The sequence below is a fragment of the Pseudomonas sp. A-RE-19 genome (genome assembly GCF_019956555.1).
Classification (GTDB): domain Bacteria; phylum Pseudomonadota; class Gammaproteobacteria; order Pseudomonadales; family Pseudomonadaceae; genus Aquipseudomonas.
Window position 1 is genome coordinate 73608 of sequence record NZ_JAHBDQ010000020.1, and the last position, 23930, is coordinate 97537.

Sequence of the window (23930 nt, forward strand, 5' to 3'; positions counted from 1 at the left end):
ATTACTCCGTGCCCGCAGGGTCGGCTTGCAGTTTGGTTTCGACTTCTATCGGCAATGTCGCGTTGGGCTTGACCCACCAGGTATTGATGCCGATGTCATATTTGGGCGAAACCTTCGGATGGCCGATGTGGTTCCAGTACGCCACGCGCCAGGTCTTGATGTGCCAGTTGGGGATCACGTAATAGCCCCATTGCAGCACCCGGTCCAGCGCTCGGGCATGGGCCACCAGGCTTTGGCGCGAATCGGCGTTGATCAGTTGCTCGACCAGTTGGTCCACCACCGGGTCTTTCAAACCCATGGAGTTGCGGCTGCCGGGTTTGTCGGCGGCGTCAGTCATCCAGTACTCACGCTGTTCGTTACCCGGCGAGTTGGACTGCGGGAAGCTGCCGACGATCATGTCGAAGTCCCGGGAGCGCACGCGGTTGATGTATTGCGAGACGTCGACCCGACGGATCACCAGATCAATGCCCAGATCACTGAGGTTGCGCTTGAACGGCAGCAGTATCCGCTCGAACTCGGTCTGGGCCAGTAGAAATTCGATGGTCACCGGCTTACCGTTGGCGTCGACCATTTTGTCGTCGACGATCCGCCAGCCGGCCTCTTGCAGTAATTGATACGCCTGGCGCTGCTGAGTGCGGATCATGCCGCTGGCGTCGGTCACCGGGTTCTGGAACGCCTCGCTGAACACTTGCTCGGGAATCTTGCCGCGGAACGGGTCGAGGATCGCCAGTTGATCGGCGTCCGGCAGGCCGGTGGCGGCCATTTCCGAGTTTTCGAAAAAACTGCGGGTGCGCGCGTAGGCGCCGTTGAACAGTTGTTTGTTGGTCCATTCGAAGTCCAGCAACAGGGTCAGCGCGTGGCGCACGCGCACATCCTGAAACACCGGACGACGCAGGTTGAATACAAAGCCCTGCATGCCGGTAGGGTTGCCATTCGGGATCTGTTCCTTGATCAACCGACCCTCGGTCACCGCCGGGATGTTGTAGGCATTGGCCCAGTTTTTTGCGGCCATTTCCAGCCAGTAATCGAACTGGCCGGCCTTGAGCGCTTCCAGCGCGACGGTGTTGTCGCGGTAGTAGTCGGTGGTCATCACGTCGAAATTGTAGAAGCCACGATTGACCGGCAGGTCCTTGCCCCAGTAATCCTTGACCCGCTCATAGCGCACCGAACGTCCGGCCTTCACTTCACTGACTTTGTACGGGCCGCTGCCCAGCGGCAACTCCAGGTTGCCTTTGTTGAAGTCGCGGGTCGCCCACCAATGCTTGGGCAGTACTGGCAATTGGCCGAGGATCAGCGGCAGTTCGCGGTTGTTGTTGTGCTTGAACTTGAACAGGACTTTGAGCGGGTCTTCGGCGATCACCTCTTCCACGTCGCTGTAATAGCCGCGATAGAGCGGGGCGCCGTCCTTGATCAGGGTCTGGAAGCTGAATACCACGTCTTCGGCACGCACCGGATGGCCGTCATGGAAGCGTGCTTCTGGACGCAGGTAGAAGCGCACCCAGCTGTTGTCCGGGGCTTTTTCGATTTTGCCGGCGATCAAGCCATATTGAGTGAACGGCTCATCGAGACCCTGTTTGGTCAGGGTGTCGTAGATCATGTTGATGTCGTCGGCCGGTACGCCTTTGTTGATGAATGGGTTGAGGCTGTCGAAGCCGCCGAATCCGGCCTCACGGAAGATTCCGCCCTTGGGCGCGTCGGGATTCACGTAATCGAAGTGTTTGAAATCGGCCGGGTATTTCGGCGGCTCGTTGTACAGGGTCAGGGCATGTTGCGGGGCGGCGCAGGCCAGCCCGGCGAACAACAGACCGCTGGCCTGCAAGAGCAGGGCGCGTACGGGTTTCATCGATCTTTCTCCGAAGATTTCAGCCACCACGCGCTCAGGCCCAGGGTGTAGGGCGGCGTCGTGACGAAGGCGAACCGGTTGCGGTAGGCCAGGCGGTGATAATTGAGGTACCAGTTGGGAATGATGTAGTGCTGCCACAACAGCACCCGATCCAGCGCCCTGCCGGCGGCCACTTGTGCATCGCGGGTCTGGGCGGCGAGCAGTTGTTCGAGTAAATAGTCGACCACCGGGTTGGCGATACCTGCATAGTTTTTACTGCCCTTGATCCCGACCTGGCTGGAGTGAAAGTACTGCCATTGCTCCAGGCCCGGGCTGAGGGTCTGGTTGAGGGTCATCAGGATCATGTCGAAATCGAACTGATCGAGGCGCTGTTTGTACTGGGCGCGATCGACCGTGCGCAGCCGTGCGTCGATGCCGATGCTGGCGAGGTTCTCGACGTAAGGCTGAAGGATGCGTTCCAGGTTCGGATTGACCAGCAGGATCTCGAAACGCAACGGTTGACCGATGGTGTTTTGTAGCCGCTGACCGTTGGGCTTCCAGCCGGCCTCGGCGAGCAGGCTCAAGGCCTTGCGCAAGGTTTCCCGGGGAATGCCGCGGCCTTCGGTCTGCGGCAGGCTGAACGGCTCGGTGAGCAGCTTGGCGGGCAACTGATCGCGATAGGGCTTGAGCAGCAGCCATTCATGACCGACAGGCAGCCCGGTGGCGGAGAACTCGCTGTTGGGGTAGTAGCTCATGGCGCGTTGGTAGGCGCCGCTGAACAGCGTGCGGTTGGTCCACTCGAAGTCGAACATCAGCCCCAGCGCTTCGCGGACCTTGGCCTCAGCGAAAGTTGGCCGTCGGGTGTTCATGAACAGACCCTGGCTCTGCGTCGGGATCTGGTGCGGGATCTGCGCCTTGATCACATCGCCACGGCGCACGGCTGGGAAGTTGTAACCGTTGTCCCAGTTCTTCGCCTGATGCTCGATGTAGATGTCGAACTCGCCGGCCTTGAACGCTTCGAAGGCCACGTCGCTGTCACGGTAGAACTCGACTTCCATGCGATCAAAGTTGTATTTGCCGCGATTGACTGGCAGGTCCTTGCCCCAGTAATCCTTGACCCGCTCGAAGACGATCTGCCGCCCGGGCGTTACCGAGGTAATGCGATACGGTCCGCTGCCCAATGGCGGCTCGAAGGTGGTGGCTTTGAAATCGCGACCTTCCCAGTAATGCTGGGGCAGCACCGGCAACTCGCCCAGGCGCAGGATCAGCAGCGGATTGCCGGCGCGTTTGAAGACGAAACGGATGCGCCGTGGGTTGAGAATATCGACCCGCGACACTTCCTGAAGGTTGGTGCGGTACTGCGGGTGACCTTCCTTGAGCAGCAAACGGTAAGAGAACGCTACGTCATAAGCGGTGATCGGCGTGCCATCGTGGAAGCGTGCTTCAGGGCGCAGGTTGAACACCACCCAGCTGCGGTCCTCGCTGTATTCCACCGATTGGGCGATCAGGCCATAACTGGAGGTGGGCTCATCGCCGGACGGCGCGTACTCGCCGGTGCCGACCATCAGCGTTTCGTTCAGCTCGTTGATGCCGTACTGCAGGAAGTTGGCGGTGGAAACCGGGCTTGTGCCTTTGAATGTGTAAGGGTTGAGCGTATCGAAGGTGCCAAACGCCATCACCCGCAACGTACCGCCCTTGGGCGCTTGCGGGTTGACCCAGTCGAAGTGGGTAAATCTGGCCGGGTACTTGAGCGTGCCGAACTGCGCATAACCATGGCTTTCGCTGATCGTCGCGCTTGCGGGGGAGCTCAAGGCCAGGCTGATCAGGAGCAGGAGGAGGGGACGCTTCAAGTCAGAGATCCGATCCAGGCGGCTTGGGCTTTGTGGCCCGTACAGTAACAGCTTGTATCGACAGGAAAAAGACGGGGCCTGAAAGCGATGTCGCGGCATAAAAAAGATCGCAGCCTGAGGCAGCTTCTACACCGATCATGTACACCCGCGATGATTGGATGTACGCATTATCTGTAGGAGCTGTCGAAGGCTGCGATCTTTTCGGCTTTACATCAATTTCAATTCGGCGAAGCAACCGTCAGCATCTGACCCGGCTTCAGCGCCTGGCCAACCCGAGGGTTCCAGCGCTTGAGGTGTTGCATCTCAACGTTGAAGCGCTTGGCAACCATGTACAGCGAGTCGCCTTGCTTGACTTTGTATTGGGTGGGCTGCTGGGTAGCCTGCTGCTTCTTGGAATTGGCTGCCACCACGGTGTTGACACGCCCGGAGCCGCGCTTGGCGGTGTCCTGCATCACCAGGGTCTGGCCGACCTTGAGGTTCTTGCCGTTCAGCTTGTTCCAGCGTTGCAGGTCCTTGATGTCGACCTTGTTGGCCTTGGCGATAGTGGCCAGGTTGTCGCCGCGCTTGACCCGGTAAGCGCGCTTGATGCTGGCGATTTCGCTGTCGTCTGCCCCTTCGAACACCGGCTTGAGCGGTCGCTGACTGATCAGCTCTTCAGGGCGCATGGTCGACAGGCTGGCGGTCAGCAGTTGCGCCTTGGACGTCGGCACCAGCAGATGCTGGGGGCCGTCGATGGTGGTGCGCTGCTTGAAGGCCGGGTTGAGCTGGAACAGTTCGTCTTCGTCGATGTTGGCCACTGCGGCAACCTTGGACAGGTCCATGCGCTGGTTGATTTCGACGACCTGGAAATACGGTTCGTTGGCGATCGGGTTGAGGTTCACGCCATAGGCTTCGGGCGACAGGACCACTTGCGACAGGGCCAGCAGCTTCGGCACATAGGCCTGGGTTTCCGCTGGCAGCGGCAGGTTCCAGTAGTCAGTCGGCAGACCGAGCTTCTCGTTACGCTCGATGGCCCGGCTGACCGTACCTTCGCCGGCGTTGTAGGCCGCCAGCGCCAGCAGCCAGTCACCGTTGAACATGTCATGCAGGCGGGTCAGGTAATCCATGGCCGCGGTGGTCGAGGCGGTGATATCGCGACGGCCATCATAGAAACGGGTCTGACGCAGGTTGAAGTAACGCCCGGTGGACGGAATGAATTGCCAAAGACCCACCGCGTCGGCCCGGGAATAGGCCATCGGGTTGTAGGCGCTCTCAATCACTGGCAACAGCGCCAGTTCCAGCGGCATGTTGCGTTCTTCAAGGCGTTCGACGATGTAGTGAATGTAGAGGCTGCCGCGTTCGCCGGCGTTTTCGAGGAAGGACGGATTACTGGCGAACCACAGGCGCTGTTGCTCGATGCGCGGGTTGACGCCCAGCCCGTCTTGCAACTGGAAGCCCTGGCGCATGCGCTCCCAGATGTCCTGCGGAATTTGCGGTGTCGGTTTTTCGCTGAGCCAGATGGGTTTTTGCTTGGCTCGAGCGGCGATATTCGGAGTGTGCGTCGCGTCGGTCTGCGGCGCATGGCTTGAACAACCCGCCAAAGTGGCGGACACAGCCACCGCGATGGCTTGAGCCAAGCGGGTCAATGCGTCTGAATTGATGGCTTTACGAATAGGTGACGACATTGGCTGGAAGTAAGTTCCGGGCAAAAATGTCGAGCGATTCTAGAAAGCGTACCCCCTGCGGTCAACCATTCAGAATTTTTGTACCATCGGGGGGACTGCTTAGAACGTATCTTTCCAAGCCCGTAGAGCAGCAAAAACCGCACTCGGAGCCCGGTTATCGGTTCCGTTCCGTTCGTCCACTTTTTCTTTAACGGATGTTTCGCCAGTACGCAAAAACGGGTTTGTGAGCTTTTCCAGTGCCAGCGTTGAAGGCAATGTGATGATTCCGGCTTCGCGTTGCCGAGTGACTTTGGCCAGGCGTTCGGCGGTGTCCGGGTTGCCCGGTTCGACCGCAGTGGCAAACTTCAGATTGCTCAGGGTGTATTCGTGGGTGCAATAGACCCGCGTGTCTTCGGGCAGCGCCGCGAGGCGGCTCAGCGAGTGATGCATTTGTTCGGGCGTGCCTTCGAATAGCCGTCCGCAACCAGCGGCGAACAGGGTGTCGCCGCAAAACAAATGGCCCTGGTGATAGAAGGCGATGTGCCCCAGGGTATGGCCGGGGACTTCGATGATGTCGAAGTCCCAGCCGAGCACGTTAATACGGTCATTGTCCTTGAGAGCCCTATCCCGCGCCGGAATGGTTTCACTGGCCGGGCCATAGACCGTCGCGTTTGTCGCTTTTTTCAGCTGCTCGACGCCGCCGACATGGTCATGGTGGTGATGAGTGATCAGAATATCGCTTAACACCCAACCCGGATGCGCCGCGAGCCAGGCCTGTACTGGCGCGGCATCGCCCGGATCGACCACGGCGCAGCGCTGGGTGCTGTGGTCTTGTAACAACCAGATGTAGTTGTCGGTGAAGGCGGGCAGGGCACTGATCTGTATCATCGTCGGATTCGCCAAGCGGAAAACATTGGCGCATCTTAGAACTTCCTGGCGCGTTGGAGAATGCAATGACCGATAAAGCGTTCGCTCAGGCTGATCCTGACTGGCTGGCATTGATCAGCGCGGCCCGTGAATGGCTGTCCGGCCCCATTGGGCAATTTCTGCTGGACGAAGAACGACGCATGCTCGAAGACGAGTTGGGGCGCTTCTTCGGCGGTTATCTGGTGCATTACGGTCCTTCGGCTCAGACGCCGCCGGCGGCGCCGCAGGTTCAGCGCAATGTGCGGCTCGGCGCGCCATTGCCAGGGGTGGAGATCGTCTGTGAAGAGCAGGCCTGGCCATTGAGCGAGCACGCCGCCGATGTGGTGGTGTTGCAGCACGGGCTGGATTTCTGCCTGTCGCCCCACGGTTTGCTACGCGAGGCGGCGAGCAGCGTGCGCCCCGGCGGGCATCTGCTGATTATCGGGATCAATCCCTGGAGCAGTTGGGGATTGCGCCACGTATTTGCCCATGATGCCTTGAGCAAGGCTCGCTGCATTTCGCCGTCGCGAGTCGGCGACTGGCTGAACCTGCTGGGCTTCGCGCTGGAGAAACGCCGCTTCGGGTGCTATCGTCCGCCGCTTGCGTCGCCCGCCTGGCAGGCTCGTCTGGCTGGCTGGGAACGCAAGGCCGGTGACTGGCAATTGTCGGGTGGCGGCTTCTATTTGTTGGTCGCACGCAAGATTGTGGTGGGCCTGCGGCCGTTGCGTCAGGAACGGCGCGAACCAATGGGCAAGCTGATTCCGTTGCCGATGGCCAAGGTCAACCGTCGTCATCTCGAACCGTAATAACGTTGAATATTCCCGGTCGGGTTTGCCCCGGCCTCGGGCATCGTCGGTCACCGATCGGCGAGCCACCGCATTTTCTGGATAGATTGGCATGAGCGATAGCGTAGAACTCTTCACCGATGGCGCCTGTAAAGGCAACCCTGGCCCGGGTGGCTGGGGTGCATTGCTGGTGTGCAAGGGCGTTGAAAAAGAACTCTGGGGCGGCGAAGCCAACACCACCAACAACCGTATGGAGTTGATGGGCGCGATCCGGGGCCTGGAAGAACTCAAACGCTCCTGCGACGTGCTGTTGGTGACCGACTCCCAGTACGTGATGAAAGGCATCAACGAGTGGATGGCCAACTGGAAGAAGCGAGGTTGGAAAACCGCGGCGAAGGAACCGGTGAAAAACGCCGACCTGTGGAAACTGCTCGATGAGCAGGTCAACCGCCACAACGTCACCTGGAAATGGGTGCGCGGGCACATCGGCCATCACGGCAATGAACGCGCCGACCAACTGGCCAATCGCGGTGTTGATGAAGTGCGTGGGTACAAGCAGGCTTGATTCACTGCTGATGCACCGCGTCGTGGCCAATCGCGAGCAGGCTCGCCCCCACATTTGATCTTCGTTGAGCACAAATGCTGTGAACCCCCGAATTCAATGTGGGAGCGAGCCTGCTCGCGATGGGTGCCACACGGTGTATCTGAAAGACCCCGGCGAGCGTGTTAACATCGCCGCTTTTGCACGATTGACCCGTTGAGAGCTGATCACTGATGGCCACCAGATCTGTTGTACTCGATACCGAAACCACCGGCATGCCGGTGACCGACGGCCACCGGATTATCGAAATCGGTTGTGTCGAGTTGATCGGTCGGCGCCTGACCGGCCGGCATTTCCACGTTTACCTGCAACCGGATCGCGAGAGTGACGAAGGCGCCATCGGCGTCCACGGCATCACTAACGAATTCCTGGTGGGCAAGCCGCGCTTCACCGAAGTGGCTGATGAGTTTTTCGAGTTCATCAAGGGCGCGCAGCTGATCATCCATAACGCGGCGTTCGACGTTGGCTTCATCAACAACGAATTCGCCCTGATGGGCCACCACGATCGCGCGGACATCACGCAACACTGCTCGATCCTCGACACCCTGATGATGGCCCGGGAACGTCACCCGGGGCAGCGCAACAGCCTCGATGCCTTGTGCAAACGCTATGGCGTCGACAACTCCGGCCGTGAACTGCACGGCGCCTTGCTCGACTCCGAGATTCTCGCCGACGTTTACCTGACCATGACTGGCGGCCAGACCAGCCTGTCGCTGGCTGGCAATGCGTCTGATGGCAATGGTTCCGGCGAGGGCGCGGACAACTCCGCCACGGAAATCCGTCGTCTGCCGGCCGATCGCCAGCCAACCCGGATCATCCGCGCCAGTGAGGATGACCTGGCCCAGCACATTGCGCGCCTTGAAGCCATCGCCAAATCCGCCGGCGCTCCGTCGCTGTGGCAGCAATTGGCCGAGGCCAAGGCTCAGGCCTGAAAAGATCGTCCGAACGCGGCCCGAGCCTTCGGCAGCGCCTACGCCAACCGTGTCGACCATCAATCAACGGTGGGCCCCGATCCTGTAGGAGCTGCCGCAGGCTGCGATCTTTTGATCTTCATAAACGCACCACCGGCATGCACTCAACGCCTCACTTCAGGGCATCGAGCTCGCCACATGCGCTCCAACCCTCTACCCTGAGGTTATTGGCAGGCCATGGTCTGCCGTCCCAGGACGCCGAGCCTCATGTATAAAGATTTGAAATTTCCGGTCCTGATCGTCCACCGTGACATCAAGACCGACACTGTTGCCGGTGATCGTGTGCGTGGCATCGCCCGGGAGCTGGAGCAGGAAGGCTTCAGTATCGTGTCGGCGGTCGATTACAGCGAAGGGCGTCTGGTCGCCTCGACTCATCACGGCCTCTCCTGCATGTTGATTGCCGCCGAAGACGCCAGCACGAATGCTCATCTTCTACATAACATGGCCGAACTGATCCGCCTGGCACGGGTTCGGGCGCCGGACCTGCCAATCTTCGCCCTAGGCGAGCAGGTCACCCTGGAAAACACCCCGGCCGATGCCATGGCCGAGCTCAATCAGCTGCGCGGCATTCTTTATTTGTTCGAAGACACCGTGCCCTTCCTCGCCCGTCAGGTCGCTCGCGCGGCGCGCAAATACCTGGACGGTCTGTTGCCGCCGTTTTTCAAGGCGCTGGTGCAACACACCGCCGACTCCAATTATTCCTGGCACACCCCAGGGCATGGCGGCGGCGTGGCGTATCACAAGAGCCCGGTAGGGCAAGCGTTTCACCAGTTTTTCGGGGAAAACACGCTGCGTTCGGATTTGTCGGTGTCAGTGCCGGAACTCGGTTCGCTGCTCGATCACACGGGCCCGCTGGCCGAGGCGGAAGCGAGAGCCGCCCGCAACTTCGGCGCCGATCACACCTTTTTCGTGATCAATGGCACCTCGACCGCCAACAAGATCGTCTGGCACTCCATGGTTGCCCGCGATGATCTGGTGCTGGTGGATCGCAACTGTCACAAGTCGGTGCTGCACTCGATCATCATGACCGGCGCGATCCCGCTGTACCTGTGCCCGGAGCGTAATGAGCTGGGGATCATCGGCCCGATTCCGTTGAGCGAATTCAGTCGCGAATCGATTCAGGCCAAAATCGACGCCAGCCCGCTGACCCAGGGCCGCGAGCCCAAAGTCAAGTTGGCGGTGGTGACCAACTCGACTTACGACGGTCTGTGTTACAACGCCGAACTGATCAAGCAGAGCCTGGGCAACAGCGTCGAGGTGCTGCATTTCGACGAGGCCTGGTACGCCTACGCGGCGTTTCACGAGTTTTTCGCCGGCCGTTACGGCATGGGCACCTCCCGCAGCGAAGACAGCCCGCTGGTGTTCACGACGCACTCCACGCACAAACTGCTGGCGGCGTTCAGTCAGGCGTCGATGATTCACGTTCAGGATGGTGGTGCCCGGCAACTCGATCGCGACCGCTTCAACGAAGCGTTCATGATGCACATCTCGACTTCGCCGCAGTACAGCATCATCGCTTCGCTGGACGTGGCCTCGGCGATGATGGAAGGGCCGGCCGGGCGTTCGCTGTTGCAGGAAATGTTCGACGAAGCCCTGAGTTTTCGTCGGGCCCTGGCCAATTTGCGTCAGCACATCGCCGCTGATGACTGGTGGTTTTCCATCTGGCAGCCGCCCTCGGTGGAAGGCATCGAACAGGTGATCACCGAAGACTGGCTGCTGCAACCCGACGCCGATTGGCACGGCTTTGGTGGCGTAACCGACGACTATGTGCTGCTCGACCCGATCAAGGTCACGCTGGTGATGCCGGGGTTGACGGCGGGCGGCGCTCTGAGTGCGCGGGGGATTCCGGCGGCGGTGGTCAGCAAATTCCTCTGGGAACGCGGGCTGGTGGTGGAAAAGACCGGGCTGTATTCGTTCCTGGTGCTGTTCTCGATGGGCATCACCAAGGGCAAATGGAGTACGTTGCTGACCGAGTTGCTGGAGTTCAAGCGCAGTTACGACGCCAACATCAGTCTCGCCACTTGCCTGCCGTGCGTGGCGCAGGAAAATGTGGCGCGTTATCAGGGCATGGGCCTGCGTGATCTGTGTGATCAACTGCACGCCTGTTATCGCACCAATGCCACCGCCAAACACCTCAAACGCATGTACACGGTACTGCCGGAAGTCGCGATGAAGCCGGCGCACGCCTATGATCAATTGGTACGCGGGGAAGTGGAGGCCGTATCGATCGATGCTCTGGACGGGCGGATCGCGGCGGTGATGCTGGTGCCATACCCGCCGGGGATCCCGTTGATCATGCCCGGCGAGCGTTTTACCGAGTCGACCCGCTCGATCATCGATTACCTGGCGTTTGCCCGTACGTTCGACAGTAGCTTCCCCGGGTTTGTCGCCGATGTGCATGGCTTGCAACATGAAGACGAGGGCAATGGACGGCACTACACCGTCGATTGCATCAAGGAATGAGGACCTTTGCGAGTATGCAACCCGTCATGAATCCCAAGTACCCAGGCCTCTCGGTGCGTGTCGCCGATGAGGGTTTTGCGGCCTATATCTGGGGCAGTGATTTCAGTTTTGAAGTCGCCGCCTATGGCGCCGCGCAAATCGGCAAGCCGGTGGCGCAGTGGCCGGTGACGCCGATTACTCCGTATCGCAAGTGCTATGGCATCGATCCCGAGGAGTTCAGCAGTTTTCGCGATGCCGCCGACAGCGCGATTTTCATGGCCTATCTGGACGACGAGCCAGTGGGTCACCTGGTGGTCAGCACCAATTGGAACGGTTTCGCTCATATCGATGAGTTGGCGGTGCATGCGCCGGCCCGCCGTCATGGCGTAGCCAAGGCATTGCTGGACGTGGCGCAGTTCTGGAGTCGCAAGAAGAAACTGACGGGCATCATGCTGGAAACCCAGAACAACAACCTGGGTGCCTGCCGGCTTTATGAGCGTTGCGGCTACACCGTCGGCGGGATCGATCATCTACGCTATCGCGGTATCGACCCGAACACCGCCGAGGTGGCGTTGTTCTGGTATCGGTTGTTCGATAATCCGCTGGAAAACCCGCTCAGCTCGCCAGCATCGCCACGGCTTGTTCCGTGATGATGTCCAGTAAGGCCTGAACGGCCGGAGAGGGCTCGTGGTTCTTCAGGCTCAAGGCATAGAGGCTGATCGGGACGGCGGGCGCCAGCGGACAGACATCGAGCCCTGCCGATCTGGCGCCGAGGGCGGTAAACGGATCGACGACCGCCAGGCCTTCACCGGCCTCGACCATGCTGCGCATCATCTGATGAGTCTGGACCCGGGTCTGGATGACCGGGGCAGGGCGTAGCGCGTGCAGTTTGTTGTCCAGCGCCGGGCTGAGCGGGTCGTGACCTTCCAGGCCGACCATCGACTGGCCGGCCAGGTCTTGCAGCGAGATGTACTTCTGCTTCGGTTGCAGCCAGCCATGGGGCGCCAGCAGCTGGAGCTTGCCCTGAGCGATGACCTGGCAATGGATGTCGGCGTGTTCCGGGTCATGCAGGCTCAGGCCCAGATCGCTTTCACGCAGCAGCAGGCTTCTGACAATCTCGCGGGTCGGTTGGCTCAATAGGGTGCAAGGTGCGTCGGGGAGGCGTCGGCGCAGGGCCGCGATGCTCTGCGGCAACAGTTGTTGCGCCAGAGGCGGCGTACAGATAATTCGCAGGGGCGGGGCCAAATATTGCTTGAGGCTGCTGGCCAGTCGCTGGACCGGCTCAAGGGCTTCGTAGACGTGGGCGATCTCGACTTGCAACTCCCGCGCCTCGCGCGTGGCTTGCAGACGGCCACGCACGCTGGCAAACAGCATGAAGCCCAACTGATCCTCGGCATCACGCAGTGTGCGTTCAACCTCGGTCACCGGCAGCTGCAGCCATTCGGCGGCGGTGCCCAGGTGACCGGTCTGCAGGAGCGCCTGGATCACTTCGATATGACGTAAACGCATGCGTGAAGTCCATGTTCAGCAGGTGAGGGAGTCAGTCACTGAATCCTAACTCAAGTGCGAGCATATGACTTCTGCTCATAACAGCGGGTTATGAGGCAACGTTCGTTACAGGTTCGCGAGTGAGGGTGACGCCCGATTGCACCAGCACAAATTCGTTGTCGTCGAGTTTATTGACCCGGTCGCCAATGGCCAGCTTATAGGTGGTGACCGACGCAGGGCCGGCGAGGCCGTCGTGCGATGGGGTGGATTCCTGGAACTCATGCACGGAATAAACACGGCCTTCCGCGTCTCTTGCATGGAACTGACCGACGAGTACTGCTGCCATCTGCTTAGAACCTCTGGAGATAAATCACTCAATTTGCGGTGCTGTAGACCGTGGTTGGGCGAGGTAAGTTTTCCTACAGGAAAAAAATAGTCAGGGGCGGTGATTTTCCGTCGCCCGCTGGTTGAATCGTCATTTGATCATCTATAACTAGAGGCTCTTTCCATCGGACAGTCGAGAATCTTCCATGAGCAACGTCTATACGATCGCCGTTCTGGTCGGCAGCCTGAGAAAAGCGTCAATCAACCGCAAGGTCGCACTGGCGCTGGCCGAGCTGGCGCCTGCCCATCTGAAACTGAATATCGTCGAAATCGGTGATTTGCCGCTCTACAACGAAGACATCGATGGCGATTCACCGCCGGCAGCCTACAGCACTTTCCGACAACAAGTGAGCTCATCCGACGCGGTGCTGTTCGTGACCCCCGAATACAACCGTTCGGTGCCGGCGCCGTTGAAGAATGCGATCGACGTGGGTTCGCGTCCCTATGGCAAGAGCGCCTGGAACGGCAAGCCGGGTGCGGTGATCAGCGTTTCACCCGGTGCGGTCGGCGGATTTGGGGCCAACCACAATATTCGCCAGTCCATGGTGTTTCTCAATGTGCCGTGCATGCAGCAGCCGGAAGCCTATCTGGGCGGCGCCGGTTCAGCGTTCGATGAGGCGGGCAAGTTGTCAGAGTCGGTCAAGCCGTTCTTGCAGAAGTTCATCGATGCGTATGCGCTGTGGGTTGAGCAACATAAAAAGCAATGAGTTCTTTACCCTGCATTGAATAATCCGTGTGGTAAACCACAACCCCTGTGGGAGTGAGCCTGCTCGCGATAGCGGTGGTACATCCAGCATCGATGTTGGCTGATCCGCCACTATCGTGAGCAGGCTCACTCCCACAGGTTCTGCACTTTGACTGACTGGCGTTGGGGCAAGCCTCTCCCGCGACAGGTCTTCGCTTTACTACATATTCGAAAATCCATATATTCCACGCTTCGTTTTTCCTCGAGTTGGATCCAGGTCTCCATGTTCATAGCGTCGCTGATTTTCCTGCTGACCATCACCTTGGTGATCTGGCAACCCAAAGGCCTGGGCGTTGGCTGGAGTGCGGTATTTGGCGCGGTGTTGGCGCTGCTCTTCGGGGTGGTACACCTGAGCGATATCCCGCTGGTATGGCAGATCATCTGGAATGCCACTGGCACCTTTGTTGCGCTGATTATCATCAGCCTGCTGCTGGATGAGGCGGGGTTCTTTGCCTGGGCCGCGTTGCATGTGGCCCGTTGGGGGCGGGGCCGCGGGCGCAAACTTTTCGCTTATATGGTGCTGCTCGGTGCACTGGTGTCGGCGTTGTTTGCCAATGACGGCGCGGCGCTGATACTGACGCCGATCGTGATTTCCATGTTGCTGGCGTTACGTTTTTCCCCGGCGGCGACCCTGGCGTTCGTGATGGGCGCCGGTTTCATCGCCGACACCGCAAGCCTGCCGCTGGTGGTGTCGAACCTGGTGAACATCGTTTCCGCAGACTTCTTCGGCATCAGCTTCAACCGCTACGCCGCGGTGATGGTCCCGGTCAATCTGGTGAGCGTGGCGGCGACCCTGGCGATGTTGATGGCGTTCTTCCGTCGCGACATCCCCCGCGAATACGATCCTGAGCAATTGGCAGACCCCGCCACTGCGATTCACGATAACGCGACGTTTTATGCCGGTTGGGTGGTGCTGGCGATTCTGCTGGTGGGTTGTTTTGCCCTTGAGCCGCTGGGCATTCCGATCAGCGCGATTTCTGCGGTGTGCGCCGCCTTGCTGCTGGCCATCGCTGCCCGTGGCCACAAGATCTCCACGCGCAAGGTGATGAAAGAAGCGCCGTGGCAGATCGTGGTTTTTTCCCTGGGGATGTACCTGGTGGTGTATGGCCTGCGCAACGCCGGGCTCACCGGGTATCTGGCCGGTTGGCTGGATGGCTTTGCCCGTTACGGCTTATGGGGCGCGGCCATGGGCACGGGGGTACTGACGGCGTTGCTGTCGTCGATGATGAACAATCTGCCGACGGTGTTGATCGGTTTGCTTTCGATCGATGCCAGTCAGGCGACCGGTGTGGTGAAAGAGGCGATGATCTACGCCAATGTCATCGGTAGCGACCTGGGGCCGAAAATTACCCCGATTGGCAGTCTGGCGACCTTGCTGTGGCTGCATGTGCTGCAACGCAAGAATATCCGGATTGGCTGGGGGTATTACTTCAAGGTCGGGATTGTGTTGACGGTGCCGGTGTTGTTGGTGACGTTGGCGGCTTTGGCGTTGCGGTTATCCATCTAGACCGTGTCGGCCCATTCGCGGGCAAGCCTCGCTCCTGCGGTTTTGTGTCGCATGACCTGTAGGAGCGAGGCTTGCCCGCGAAGAGGCCAGTCCAGACGTTACAAAACTCAACCACTGCCCGGCACATTCGGCCAAAGATCGGACACCAGAAACAGCCGTTCGGCTTCTTCCCAATCCCCTTTGGCATTCTCTGTCAGCCGCACCATCAATTGCGCTGGCGCCAGCGGGTCCAGATCACTCAGCCATGCCTTCAGCTGCTCAACGCTCCAGGTCTGCTCTTCGGGATAGTGTGCCGGCGCGAGCCAGGCATGGCGGGGCAGGGGTTGCCAGCGACCGTATGGCCGCTGCACGACAAAATCCGCCCAGTCCTTCTGGTGCAGCCAGCTGCCGCGCAAATGCCGAGGGTGCGCGCCGCTCGGTGGTTCGCACTGACCCGGCCACGGATAGAGCAGATAGCCGCCCAGCCACAGATGCGCACTGAACTGCTGGATATCCAGCGACGCCAGCGCTGCACGACTTTCCGCCCGCGCGGAAATCGGCAATTGATGCTGGCTCAGGTGCTTCAGTTTGCGGTCCAGCCGATCATGACAACCTGGCCCGAGCCACTGCGCGGCGTCATGGCCGTCACCGTTCTGCGGCCCAAGATAGAGCTTGATCGCCAGTTCCAGGTGATGCACGCCATCGCGATCACGCAGCAGCATGTCCAGCTCGCCCAGGGTGTGGCCTTCACGGCGGATCGGCAGGTTGGCGGCAATCAGCTCGATGCCCGGCGCGTGCCGCACGGCGTACTGCCACAGCCGTTCGTAGTACAAACCCAGGCGCCGGGTCCTGGCCTGGGCCAGCCAGTGCAGCAAGTCGTAACTGTCACGATCCAGTTGCCTGAGCCAGTGTTCCAGGCGCTCCGGCGCCTGCACCCAATCGCTGCCGGCCAGCGGATGACGCTGCGGCCACGGGGTGACGCTGAGCATCGGCGGCGCGAGGATGACCCAGGCCAGGTCGCGCACTTCAGGGTGGCGCAACTGATGGGGTAACTGGAGCAAGTCTGGAAATAGGATCATGTTGCGAGCATAGCCTGAAACGCGAGCACACCGTTGTAGCTGAAAGGGTTTTGTCTACGCCGCGCTTTCGCCCATAATCGTGTTTTTCGCCGTCGCAGGCCCCGCGTCCTGATAGGAGCCCCATGGAGCAATTTCGTAATATCGGCATCATCGGTCGCCTGGGCAGTTCTCAGGTGCTGGATACCGTCCGCCGACTGAAACGGTTTCTGCTCGATCGTCACCTGCACGTGATCCTCGAAGACACCATCGCCGAAGTCCTGCCCGGCCATGGCCTGCAAACCTCGTCGCGCAAGATGCTCGGTGAAGTGTGTGACATGGTGATTGTGGTCGGTGGTGACGGCAGCCTGCTGGGCGCCGCACGGGCGCTGGCCCGACACAATATTCCAGTGCTCGGTATCAACCGTGGCAGCCTGGGATTCCTGACCGATATTCGTCCCGATGAGCTGGAAGTGAAAGTCGCCGAAGTGCTCGACGGCCACTATCTGGTGGAAAACCGCTTCCTGCTGCAAGCCGAAGTTCGGCGCCACGCCGAAGCCATCGGCCAGGGCGATGCACTGAACGATGTGGTGCTGCATCCCGGCAAATCGACGCGGATGATCGAGTTCGAGTTGTACATCGACGGTCAGTTTGTCTGCAGTCAGAAGGCCGACGGCCTGATCGTTGCCACACCGACCGGTTCAACCGCCTACGCCTTGTCAGCGGGCGGCCCGATCATGCATCCCAAGCTCGACGCTATTGTGATTGTGCCGATGTACCCCCATACCTTGTCAGGTAGGCCGATTGTGGTCGATGGCAATAGTGAGCTGAAAATCGTCGTGTCCAAAGATATGCAGATTTACCCGCAAGTCTCCTGTGACGGGCAGAATCACTTCACTTGTGCGCCCGGTGACACCATCACTGTCAGCAAGAAAGCGCAGAAGCTGCGGCTGATTCATCCGCTCGACCACAACTACTATGAAGTCTGCCGGACCAAGCTTGGCTGGGGCAGCAAGTTAGGTGGTGGAGGCGACTGATGCTCGATCCCGCGCGTAGCTACGACCTGATCGGTGACGTGCACGGTTGCGCTTTGACCCTTGAGCACTTGCTCGACCGGCTCGGTTACCACAAACAGGCGGGTGTCTGGCGGCATCCGTCGCGCATGGCGGTATTCGTCGGCGACATCATCGACCGTGGCCCGCGGATTCGCGAGGCGCTGCACATCGTCCACGACATGGTCGAGGCCGGTCAGGCGCTGTGCATCATGGGCAACCATGAATTCAACGCGCTCGGCTGGAGCACCCCGGCGTTGCCGGGCAGCGGCAAGCAGTTCGTGCGTGAACATACGCCGCGCCATGCCCGCCTGCTCCAGGAAACCCTGACCCAGTTCGAAGATCATCCCGAAGATTGGCATGACTTCCTGCAATGGTTCTATGAACTGCCATTGTTCGTCGATGCCGGACGCTTTCGCGTCGTGCATGCCTGCTGGGATGCCGGCCTGATCGAGCCGTTGCGCGGATTGTTCCCCGATGGCTGCATCGATGAGCACTTCCTCCAGGCCTCCGCGGTGCCGGGCAGTTTTGCCTGCACCGTGTTCGATCGCCTGTTGCGCGGCACCGACATGCGTTTGCCCCATGGGTTGACCATGACCAGTGGCGACGGCCTGACGCGTTCGTTTTTCCGCACCAAATTCTGGGAAGACGACCCGCAAACCTACGGAGACATCGTGTTCCAGCCCGACGCCTTGCCTGAGCCGGTGGCCCGCACGCCGTTGTCGTCCATTGAAAAAGACAACTTGCTGCGCTACGGCGTCGATGAGCCGCTGTTGTTCGTCGGCCACTACTGGCGCAGCGGCAAACCGGCGCCAATCCGCCCGAACCTGGCGTGCCTGGATTACAGCGCGGTGCTCTACGGCAAACTGGTCGCTTATCGTCTGGATCAGGAAACCCGTCTCGATCCACATAAGTTCGTCTGGGTCGATGTCGAGCGGCCGGAGGTGTTGCGATGACGGCGGTGGCGGTATTGCGTTTGCCTCTGGCGGTGGATTTGAGCGGGTTCGTCAAACTGTTGCAGCGCATGCAAGTGCCCCATCGGGTCAGCGAAGAGGCGGGCGAGCAAGTGCTGTGGGTGCCGGCCAACATCAGCGAAGACGTGCGTTCGTTGTATGAACGCTTTCCCGCCGGCGACCCCGATCAGCAACTGGACATCCCGATGGCGCAGACGTCGCAGCGTCCGGGCTTCGTCGAGCAGTTGCGCCATAGCCAGGCCACGGCGTGTGTGCTGTTGCTGAGCCTGATCGTCAGCATGGTGACGCTGCTGGGCGAAAATCTCGAGATGATGCGCTGGCTGACCTTCCTCGATTTTCGCGTGGTCGGCGAGTACATCCATTTCACACCCCTGGCCGACAGCCTGGCGGCGGGGCAGTGGTGGCGTCTGGTGACGCCGATGCTGATCCACTTCGGCATCTTGCACCTGGCCATGAACGGCATGTGGTACTGGGAACTGGGACGGCGCATCGAGTCGCGTCAGGGCAGCATCAACCTGATCGGCCTGACATTGCTGTTCAGCCTGGTGTCCAACTATACCCAATACCTTTTCAGCGGCCCGAGCCTGTTTGGCGGGTTGTCCGGCGTGCTGTACGGCCTGCTCGGGCATTGCTGGATCTTCCAGGTCCTGTCGCCGAACCCGGCGTATCGCCTGCCCCGTGGGGTGTTGGTGATGATGCTGGTGTGGTTGCTGCTGTGCCTGTCCGGGCTGGTGTCGATGATCGGTTTCGGCCAGATTGCCAACGCGGCCCACGTCAGCGGGTTACTCATCGGATGCTTCACCGGTCTGTTGGGCGGTTTGTACAACCGCCGTAAACTGACTTCCAAATAAGCTATGTGAATTAAAGAGCGCGGAGCCCTTGATGTCCTCTTTTAACGAAATGATCGAAAACATCACCCCGGATATCTACCAGAGCCTGAAACTGGCGGTGGAAATCGGCAAATGGTCCGACGGTGGCAAACTCACCGCCGAGCAACGCGAATTGTCCCTGCAAGCGATGATCGCCTGGGAAATCCAGAACCTGCCCGAGGAAGAGCGCACCGGCTACATGGGCCCGCAGGAATGCCAGTCGAAGTCGATTGAAGTGCCGAATATTCTGTTCAAATCGGATGCCATCCATTGATCGAGATTGGCCGCGGTGCAATCAGCAAAATGTCGGCGCGCCTTGACGGGTCGAACGTTCAGTACGCTTTTCGTCTGGACGACGCCGAGGTACCGGTCAATCCGTTGATCGGCACCACGGTGCGTCTGGAATACCTGGGTGCGATCCACTGCACCCATTGCGGGCGCAAGACCAAAACCAGTTTCAGCCAGGGTTACTGCTACCCGTGCATGACCAAACTGGCGCAGTGCGACATCTGCATCATGAGCCCGGAGCGTTGCCACTACGACGCAGGCACTTGCCGAGAGCCTGAGTGGGGCGAAAAATTCTGCATGACCGATCACGTGGTGTATCTGGCCAATTCGTCAGGGATCAAGGTCGGCATCACCCGCGCCACACAATTGCCCACCCGCTGGCTCGATCAGGGCGCCAGCCAGGCCTTGCCGATCATGCGCGTCTCGACCCGTCAGCAGTCGGGCTTCGTCGAAGACCTGTTCCGCAGCCAGGTCGCCGACAAGACCAATTGGCGTGCTTTACTCAAGGGCGATGCGGTGTCGGTCGACCTGGCGCAGGTTCGCGATCAGCTGTTTGAAAGTTGTGCGCAAGGTTTGCAAGGTTTGCAGGAACGATTTGGCCTGCAAGCAATCCAGACCATTACCGATGTCGAGCCGCTCGAGATCCGCTATCCGGTCGAGCAATATCCGGCCAAGATTGTCAGCTTCAACCTGGACAAGAACCCGATTGCCGAAGGCACGCTGCTGGGGATCAAGGGCCAATACCTGATTTTCGACACCGGCGTGATCAATATTCGTAAATACACGGCCTACCAGCTCGCCGTGCATCAGTAAGGATTCCAGCATGCGCACCGAACAACCGAAGATGATCTACCTGAAGGACTATCAGGCGCCTGAGTACCTGATCGACGAGACACACCTGACCTTCGAGTTGTTCGAGGACCACAGCCTGGTCCATGCGCAACTGGTGATGCGCCGCAATCCCGAACGTGGCCCGGGCCTGCCGCCGCTGGTACTGGACGGCCAGCAACTCGACCTGCTGTCGGTGACATTGGCCGACCGCGAGCTGAGCGCCGCCGACTATCAACTGACCGAGAACCACCTGACCCTGCATCCGACCAGCACAAGCTTCACGGTCGACACCAGCGTCCGGATCCACCCGGAAACCAACACGGCACTGGAAGGCCTGTACAAATCCGGCACCATGTTCTGCACCCAGTGTGAAGCCGAAGGTTTCCGCAAGATCACCTATTATCTCGACCGCCCGGACGTGATGAGCACCTTCACCACCACGGTGGTCGCCGAACAACACAGCTATCCGGTGCTGCTGTCCAACGGCAACCCGATTGCCTCGGGTCCCGGCGAAGATGGCCGCCACTGGGCGACCTGGGAAGACCCGTTCAAGAAACCTGCCTACCTGTTCGCGCTGGTGGCCGGTGACCTGTGGTGCGTCGAAGACACCTTCACCACCATGACCGAACGCTCCGTGGCGCTGCGCATTTACGTCGAGCCAGAAAACATCGACAAGTGCCAGCACGCCATGAACAGCCTGAAGAAGTCCATGCGCTGGGATGAAGAGGTTTACGGTCGCGAGTACGACCTGGACATCTTCATGATCGTGGCGGTCAACGACTTCAACATGGGCGCCATGGAGAACAAGGGCCTCAACATCTTCAACTCGAGCGCCGTACTGGCCCGCGCCGAAACCGCTACCGACGCCGCGCACCAACGGGTGGAAGCGATCGTTGCCCACGAATACTTCCATAACTGGTCGGGCAACCGCGTGACCTGCCGCGACTGGTTCCAGTTGTCGCTCAAGGAAGGCTTCACCGTGTTCCGGGACTCGGAGTTCTCCGCCGACATGAACTCGGCCACGGTCAAACGCATCCAGGACGTTGCTTACCTGCGTACCCACCAGTTCGCCGAAGATGCCGGCCCCATGGCCCACGCCGTGCGCCCGGACAGCTTCATCGAGATTTCCAACTTCTACACCCTGACCGTGTACGAAAAGGGCTCGGAAGTGGTCGGCATGATCCACACCTTGCTCGGCGCTGACGGTTTCCGCAAAGGCAGTGACCTGTACTTCGAACGCCACGACGGCCAGGCCGTGACCTGCGACGACTTCATCAAGGCCATGGAAGACGCCAACGGCGTTGACCTGACTCAGTTCAAACGCTGGTACAGCCAGGCCGGCACACCGCGTTTGGCGGTGAGCGAGTCCTACGACGCCGCGGCAAAAACCTACAGCCTGACCTTCCGCCAGAGCTGCCCGGAAACCCCGGACAAGGTTGAGAAGCTGCCGTTCGTGATTCCGGTGGAGCTGGGGCTTCTTGATTCGAAAGGCGCGGCGATTGCATTGCGTCTGTCCGGCGAAGCCAGCGCTCAGGGCACTTCGCGGGTTATCTCGGTGACTGAAGCCGAGCAGACCTTCACCTTCGTCGACATGGCTGAAAAACCACTGCCGTCGTTGTTGCGTGGCTTCTCGGCGCCGGTGAAGCTGAGCTTCCCGTACGACCGCGATCAGCTGATGTTCCTGATGCAGCACGACAGCGACGGTTTCAATCGTTGGGATGCCGGTCAGCAATTGTCGGTGCAGGTGTTGCAAGAGCTGATTGTCCAGCAGCAGAAGGGGGAAGCGTTGGTACTGGATCAGCGTCTGGTTACAGCGCTGCGTACCGTGCTGTCCGACGAGACTTTGGATCAGGCGATGGTTGCGGAAATGCTTTCGCTGCCGAGCGAAGCCTATCTGACCGAAATCAGCGAAGTGGCTGATGTCGAGGCCATCCATACCGCTCGCGAATTTGCTCGCAAGCAGCTGGCGGACAATCTGTTCGAACCGCTGTGGCAGCGTTATGAAGCTAATCGCGATCTGTCGAAAAAGACTCCGTATGTGGCCGAGGCAGAGCATTTTGCCCGCCGCGCGCTGCAAAACATCGCGTTGTCATACCTGATGCTCAGCGGCAAGCCGCAAGTCTTGGCGTCAACCCTTGAGCAGTTCGAGGCGTGCGACAACATGACCGAACGCCTGACTGCATTGGCGGTACTGGTGAATTCGCCATTCGAAGAACAGAAAGCCACGGCGTTGGCGAGCTTCGCCGAGCACTTCAAGGACAATCCGCTGGTCATGGATCAGTGGTTCAGCGTTCAGGCCGGCAGCACGTTGCCGGGTGGTCTGGCACGGGTCAAAGCCTTGATGCAACACCCGGCGTTCACGATCAAGAACCCGAACAAGGTGCGCGCACTGGTCGGCGCGTTTGCCGGGCAGAACCTGATCAACTTCCATGCGGCTGACGGTTCCGGGTATCGCTTCCTGGCGGATCTGGTGATTGAACTTAACGGCTTCAATCCGCAGATCGCCTCTCGCCAATTGGCGCCACTGACTCGCTGGCGCAAATACGACAGCGCTCGTCAGGCGTTGATGAAGGGCGAACTGGAGCGGATTCGCGCTTCGGGGCAACTGTCCAGCGATGTGTTTGAAGTGGTCAGCAAAAGCCTGGCCTGAGTTTGGCCTTGCTCCTTCAGGGTTCACACGGACCCTGTAGGAGCGAGGCTTGCCCGCGAAGGCGGCCTGATGGACGACCTGTCTCTTGCAGATGTACACCGATCAATTTGTGGGAGCTGGCTTGCTCGCGAAGGCGGCCTGATGGACGACCTGTCTCTTGCATGTACACCGATCAAAATTGTGGGAGCTGGCTTGCCTGCGAAGGCGACCTGACGGACGACCTGTCTCTCGCAGATGTACACCGATCAAAATTGTGGGAGCTGGCTTGCCTGCGATGGCGGCCTGATAGCCGACCTGTTTTTTGTTGGCTGAGTACATATCCATTCCTGCGGTAACGGCCACTTATGGTTCCGCTCTTACAGCGGGTCACTTTTGGCAAACGCCCCAAAAGTAACCAAAAGGTCTTGCCCCACCATTCGGTGCCTCGCTTAGGCTCGGCATGCCCTCACTCCGGCATTGCTCCGGGGGCCCGCCGCCATCGGCCATCCATGGCCGGGGGCGGCTACCGCGGCATCCTTGCCGCGGTGCCCCCTGCGCAATACCTGCGTTCGGCCTCTGGGAAAGGGGCAGACAGATCAAGATCAAGATCAAAAGCCAAAGCAACAGCAACCGCAAGATCAACAGCTTCGCGAGCAGGCTCGCTCCCACAGTTGGACTGGGTACATCCGGGGGAAGATTGGTCGGTTGACAGGCCGCCATCGCAGGCAAGCCAGCTCCCACAAAAAATCAGAGCACATCCAAAATCAGAGCACATCCGCCTTGCTTTTCACCACTCAACAGGCCGAGCGTTAGCTCGCCTGCAGCTTTTGATGTTGACGCACCGCCCCCTCGAGAGGCCGAGTGGAGGTTCTGCGTAGTGGGCAACCCGGCATGGATGCCGGGTTAGCCGCGCACGGCCATGGATGGCCGATCGCGGCGGGCCCACGGAGCAGGACCGGAGCGAGGGCATGGCGAGCCTAAGCGAGCCACCGAACGTCAGGGGCAAAAGCGCTTGGTTACTTGGCGCTTTTCCAAGTAACCCGCTGTAAGAGCGGAACCAATAGCCGCCGTGACCGCAGAAACGGATATGTACCCCAAACCCCAAACCC

At 59.9% G+C, this 23930-nt stretch carries 20 protein-coding genes; 13 read left to right on the plus strand and 7 right to left on the minus strand.

Features of this window, described 5'->3' with window-relative positions; genetic code table 11:
* Position 1: 1 nt before the first annotated feature.
* The 4 genes from KGB14_RS14470 to gloB all read right to left on the minus strand — a co-directional run bounded on the left by KGB14_RS14470 (position 2) and on the right by gloB (position 6203).
* Positions 2–1843: an extracellular solute-binding protein gene (locus KGB14_RS14470; protein ID WP_223487493.1), complete on the minus strand. Its 1842-nt coding sequence runs from the start codon at positions 1841–1843 to the stop codon at positions 2–4.
* Positions 1840–3672, minus strand: a complete 1833-nt coding sequence (locus KGB14_RS14475; RefSeq protein ID WP_223487494.1) for an extracellular solute-binding protein — start codon at positions 3670–3672, stop codon at positions 1840–1842. The genes KGB14_RS14470 and KGB14_RS14475 overlap by 4 nt, the downstream gene beginning before the upstream one ends.
* 218 nt (positions 3673–3890) lie before the next feature.
* Positions 3891–5336, minus strand: coding sequence for a transglycosylase SLT domain-containing protein (locus KGB14_RS14480; RefSeq protein ID WP_223487495.1), 1446 nt, complete (start codon positions 5334–5336; stop codon positions 3891–3893).
* A 99-nt stretch (positions 5337–5435) separates the two neighbouring features.
* A complete protein-coding gene (gloB, locus tag KGB14_RS14485) occupies positions 5436–6203 on the minus strand; it encodes a hydroxyacylglutathione hydrolase (protein ID WP_223487496.1) in 768 nt (255 codons plus the stop codon).
* Between the two features lie 65 nt (positions 6204–6268).
* On the opposite strand from gloB, the gene KGB14_RS14490 reads away from it, so the two are divergent.
* The 5 genes from KGB14_RS14490 (at position 6269) to KGB14_RS14510 (ending at position 11670) form a co-directional block, all read left to right on the plus strand.
* The gene (locus KGB14_RS14490; RefSeq protein WP_223487497.1) at positions 6269–7027 is read left to right on the plus strand and encodes a methyltransferase domain-containing protein; all 759 of its coding nucleotides are present in this window, start codon (positions 6269–6271) and stop codon (positions 7025–7027) included.
* 91 nt (positions 7028–7118) lie between these two features.
* Positions 7119–7571 carry a ribonuclease HI gene (gene rnhA, locus KGB14_RS14495; protein ID WP_003180633.1) on the plus strand — a complete coding sequence of 151 codons (453 nt, stop codon included), beginning with the start codon at positions 7119–7121 and terminating at the stop codon, positions 7569–7571.
* A gap of 209 nt (positions 7572–7780) precedes the next feature.
* Positions 7781–8539: a DNA polymerase III subunit epsilon gene (gene dnaQ / locus KGB14_RS14500; protein WP_223487498.1), complete on the plus strand. Its 759-nt coding sequence runs from the start codon at positions 7781–7783 to the stop codon at positions 8537–8539.
* A gap of 246 nt (positions 8540–8785) precedes the next feature.
* Entirely contained in the window at positions 8786–11041 is a 2256-nt protein-coding gene (locus tag KGB14_RS14505; RefSeq protein WP_223487499.1) for an Orn/Lys/Arg decarboxylase N-terminal domain-containing protein, read from the plus strand.
* Positions 11042–11055: 14 nt separating this feature from the next.
* A complete protein-coding gene (locus KGB14_RS14510) occupies positions 11056–11670 on the plus strand; it encodes a GNAT family N-acetyltransferase (protein WP_223487500.1) in 615 nt (204 codons plus the stop codon).
* Here the strand turns inward: KGB14_RS14510 and KGB14_RS14515 are convergent.
* Both KGB14_RS14515 and KGB14_RS14520 read right to left on the minus strand, forming a co-directional pair.
* Positions 11636–12529 carry a LysR substrate-binding domain-containing protein gene (locus KGB14_RS14515; RefSeq protein ID WP_223487501.1) on the minus strand — a complete coding sequence of 298 codons (894 nt, stop codon included), beginning with the start codon at positions 12527–12529 and terminating at the stop codon, positions 11636–11638. The two genes, KGB14_RS14510 and KGB14_RS14515, sit on opposite strands and share 35 nt — an antisense overlap.
* An 88-nt stretch (positions 12530–12617) precedes the next feature.
* Positions 12618–12854, minus strand: coding sequence for a hypothetical protein (locus KGB14_RS14520; RefSeq protein WP_223487502.1), 237 nt, complete (start codon positions 12852–12854; stop codon positions 12618–12620).
* A 184-nt stretch (positions 12855–13038) separates the two neighbouring features.
* Here KGB14_RS14520 and KGB14_RS14525 point away from each other — a divergent pair, with 184 nt between their 5' ends.
* Both KGB14_RS14525 and KGB14_RS14530 read left to right on the plus strand, forming a co-directional pair.
* Positions 13039–13599: an NADPH-dependent FMN reductase gene (locus tag KGB14_RS14525; protein WP_223487503.1), complete on the plus strand. Its 561-nt coding sequence runs from the start codon at positions 13039–13041 to the stop codon at positions 13597–13599.
* Between the two features lie 261 nt (positions 13600–13860).
* On the plus strand, positions 13861–15144 hold the full coding sequence (locus tag KGB14_RS14530) for an arsenic transporter (RefSeq protein WP_223487504.1): 1284 nt from the start codon (positions 13861–13863) through the stop codon (positions 15142–15144).
* 107 nt (positions 15145–15251) lie between these two features.
* Here the strand turns inward: KGB14_RS14530 and KGB14_RS14535 are convergent, their stop codons facing one another.
* Positions 15252–16202, minus strand: a complete 951-nt coding sequence (locus KGB14_RS14535; RefSeq protein ID WP_223487505.1) for a DUF1853 family protein — start codon at positions 16200–16202, stop codon at positions 15252–15254.
* 122 nt (positions 16203–16324) lie between these two features.
* Here KGB14_RS14535 and KGB14_RS14540 point away from each other — a divergent pair, with 122 nt between their 5' ends.
* The 6 genes from KGB14_RS14540 to pepN are packed head-to-tail and all read left to right on the plus strand — an operon-like array spanning position 16325 to position 22842.
* Complete coding sequence (locus KGB14_RS14540; RefSeq protein ID WP_007988608.1) at positions 16325–17215, plus strand: NAD(+) kinase; 891 nt, start codon at positions 16325–16327, stop codon at positions 17213–17215.
* Positions 17212–18186 (plus strand): metallophosphoesterase, encoded by a 975-nt coding sequence (locus KGB14_RS14545; protein ID WP_223487510.1) that lies wholly within the window; start codon positions 17212–17214, stop codon positions 18184–18186. Before KGB14_RS14540 ends, KGB14_RS14545 begins: the two co-directional genes overlap by 4 nt.
* Positions 18183–19055, plus strand: a complete 873-nt coding sequence (locus KGB14_RS14550) for a rhomboid family intramembrane serine protease (protein WP_223487506.1) — start codon at positions 18183–18185, stop codon at positions 19053–19055. Before KGB14_RS14545 ends, KGB14_RS14550 begins: the two co-directional genes overlap by 4 nt.
* 31 nt (positions 19056–19086) lie before the next feature.
* The gene (locus tag KGB14_RS14555; protein ID WP_223487507.1) at positions 19087–19347 is read left to right on the plus strand and encodes a YeaC family protein; all 261 of its coding nucleotides are present in this window, start codon (positions 19087–19089) and stop codon (positions 19345–19347) included.
* A complete protein-coding gene (locus tag KGB14_RS14560) occupies positions 19344–20174 on the plus strand; it encodes a DUF2797 domain-containing protein (protein WP_223487508.1) in 831 nt (276 codons plus the stop codon). The genes KGB14_RS14555 and KGB14_RS14560 overlap by 4 nt, the downstream gene beginning before the upstream one ends.
* A 10-nt stretch (positions 20175–20184) precedes the next feature.
* On the plus strand, positions 20185–22842 hold the full coding sequence (gene pepN / locus KGB14_RS14565; protein ID WP_223487509.1) for an aminopeptidase N: 2658 nt from the start codon (positions 20185–20187) through the stop codon (positions 22840–22842).
* Positions 22843–23930 lie beyond the last annotated feature (1088 nt).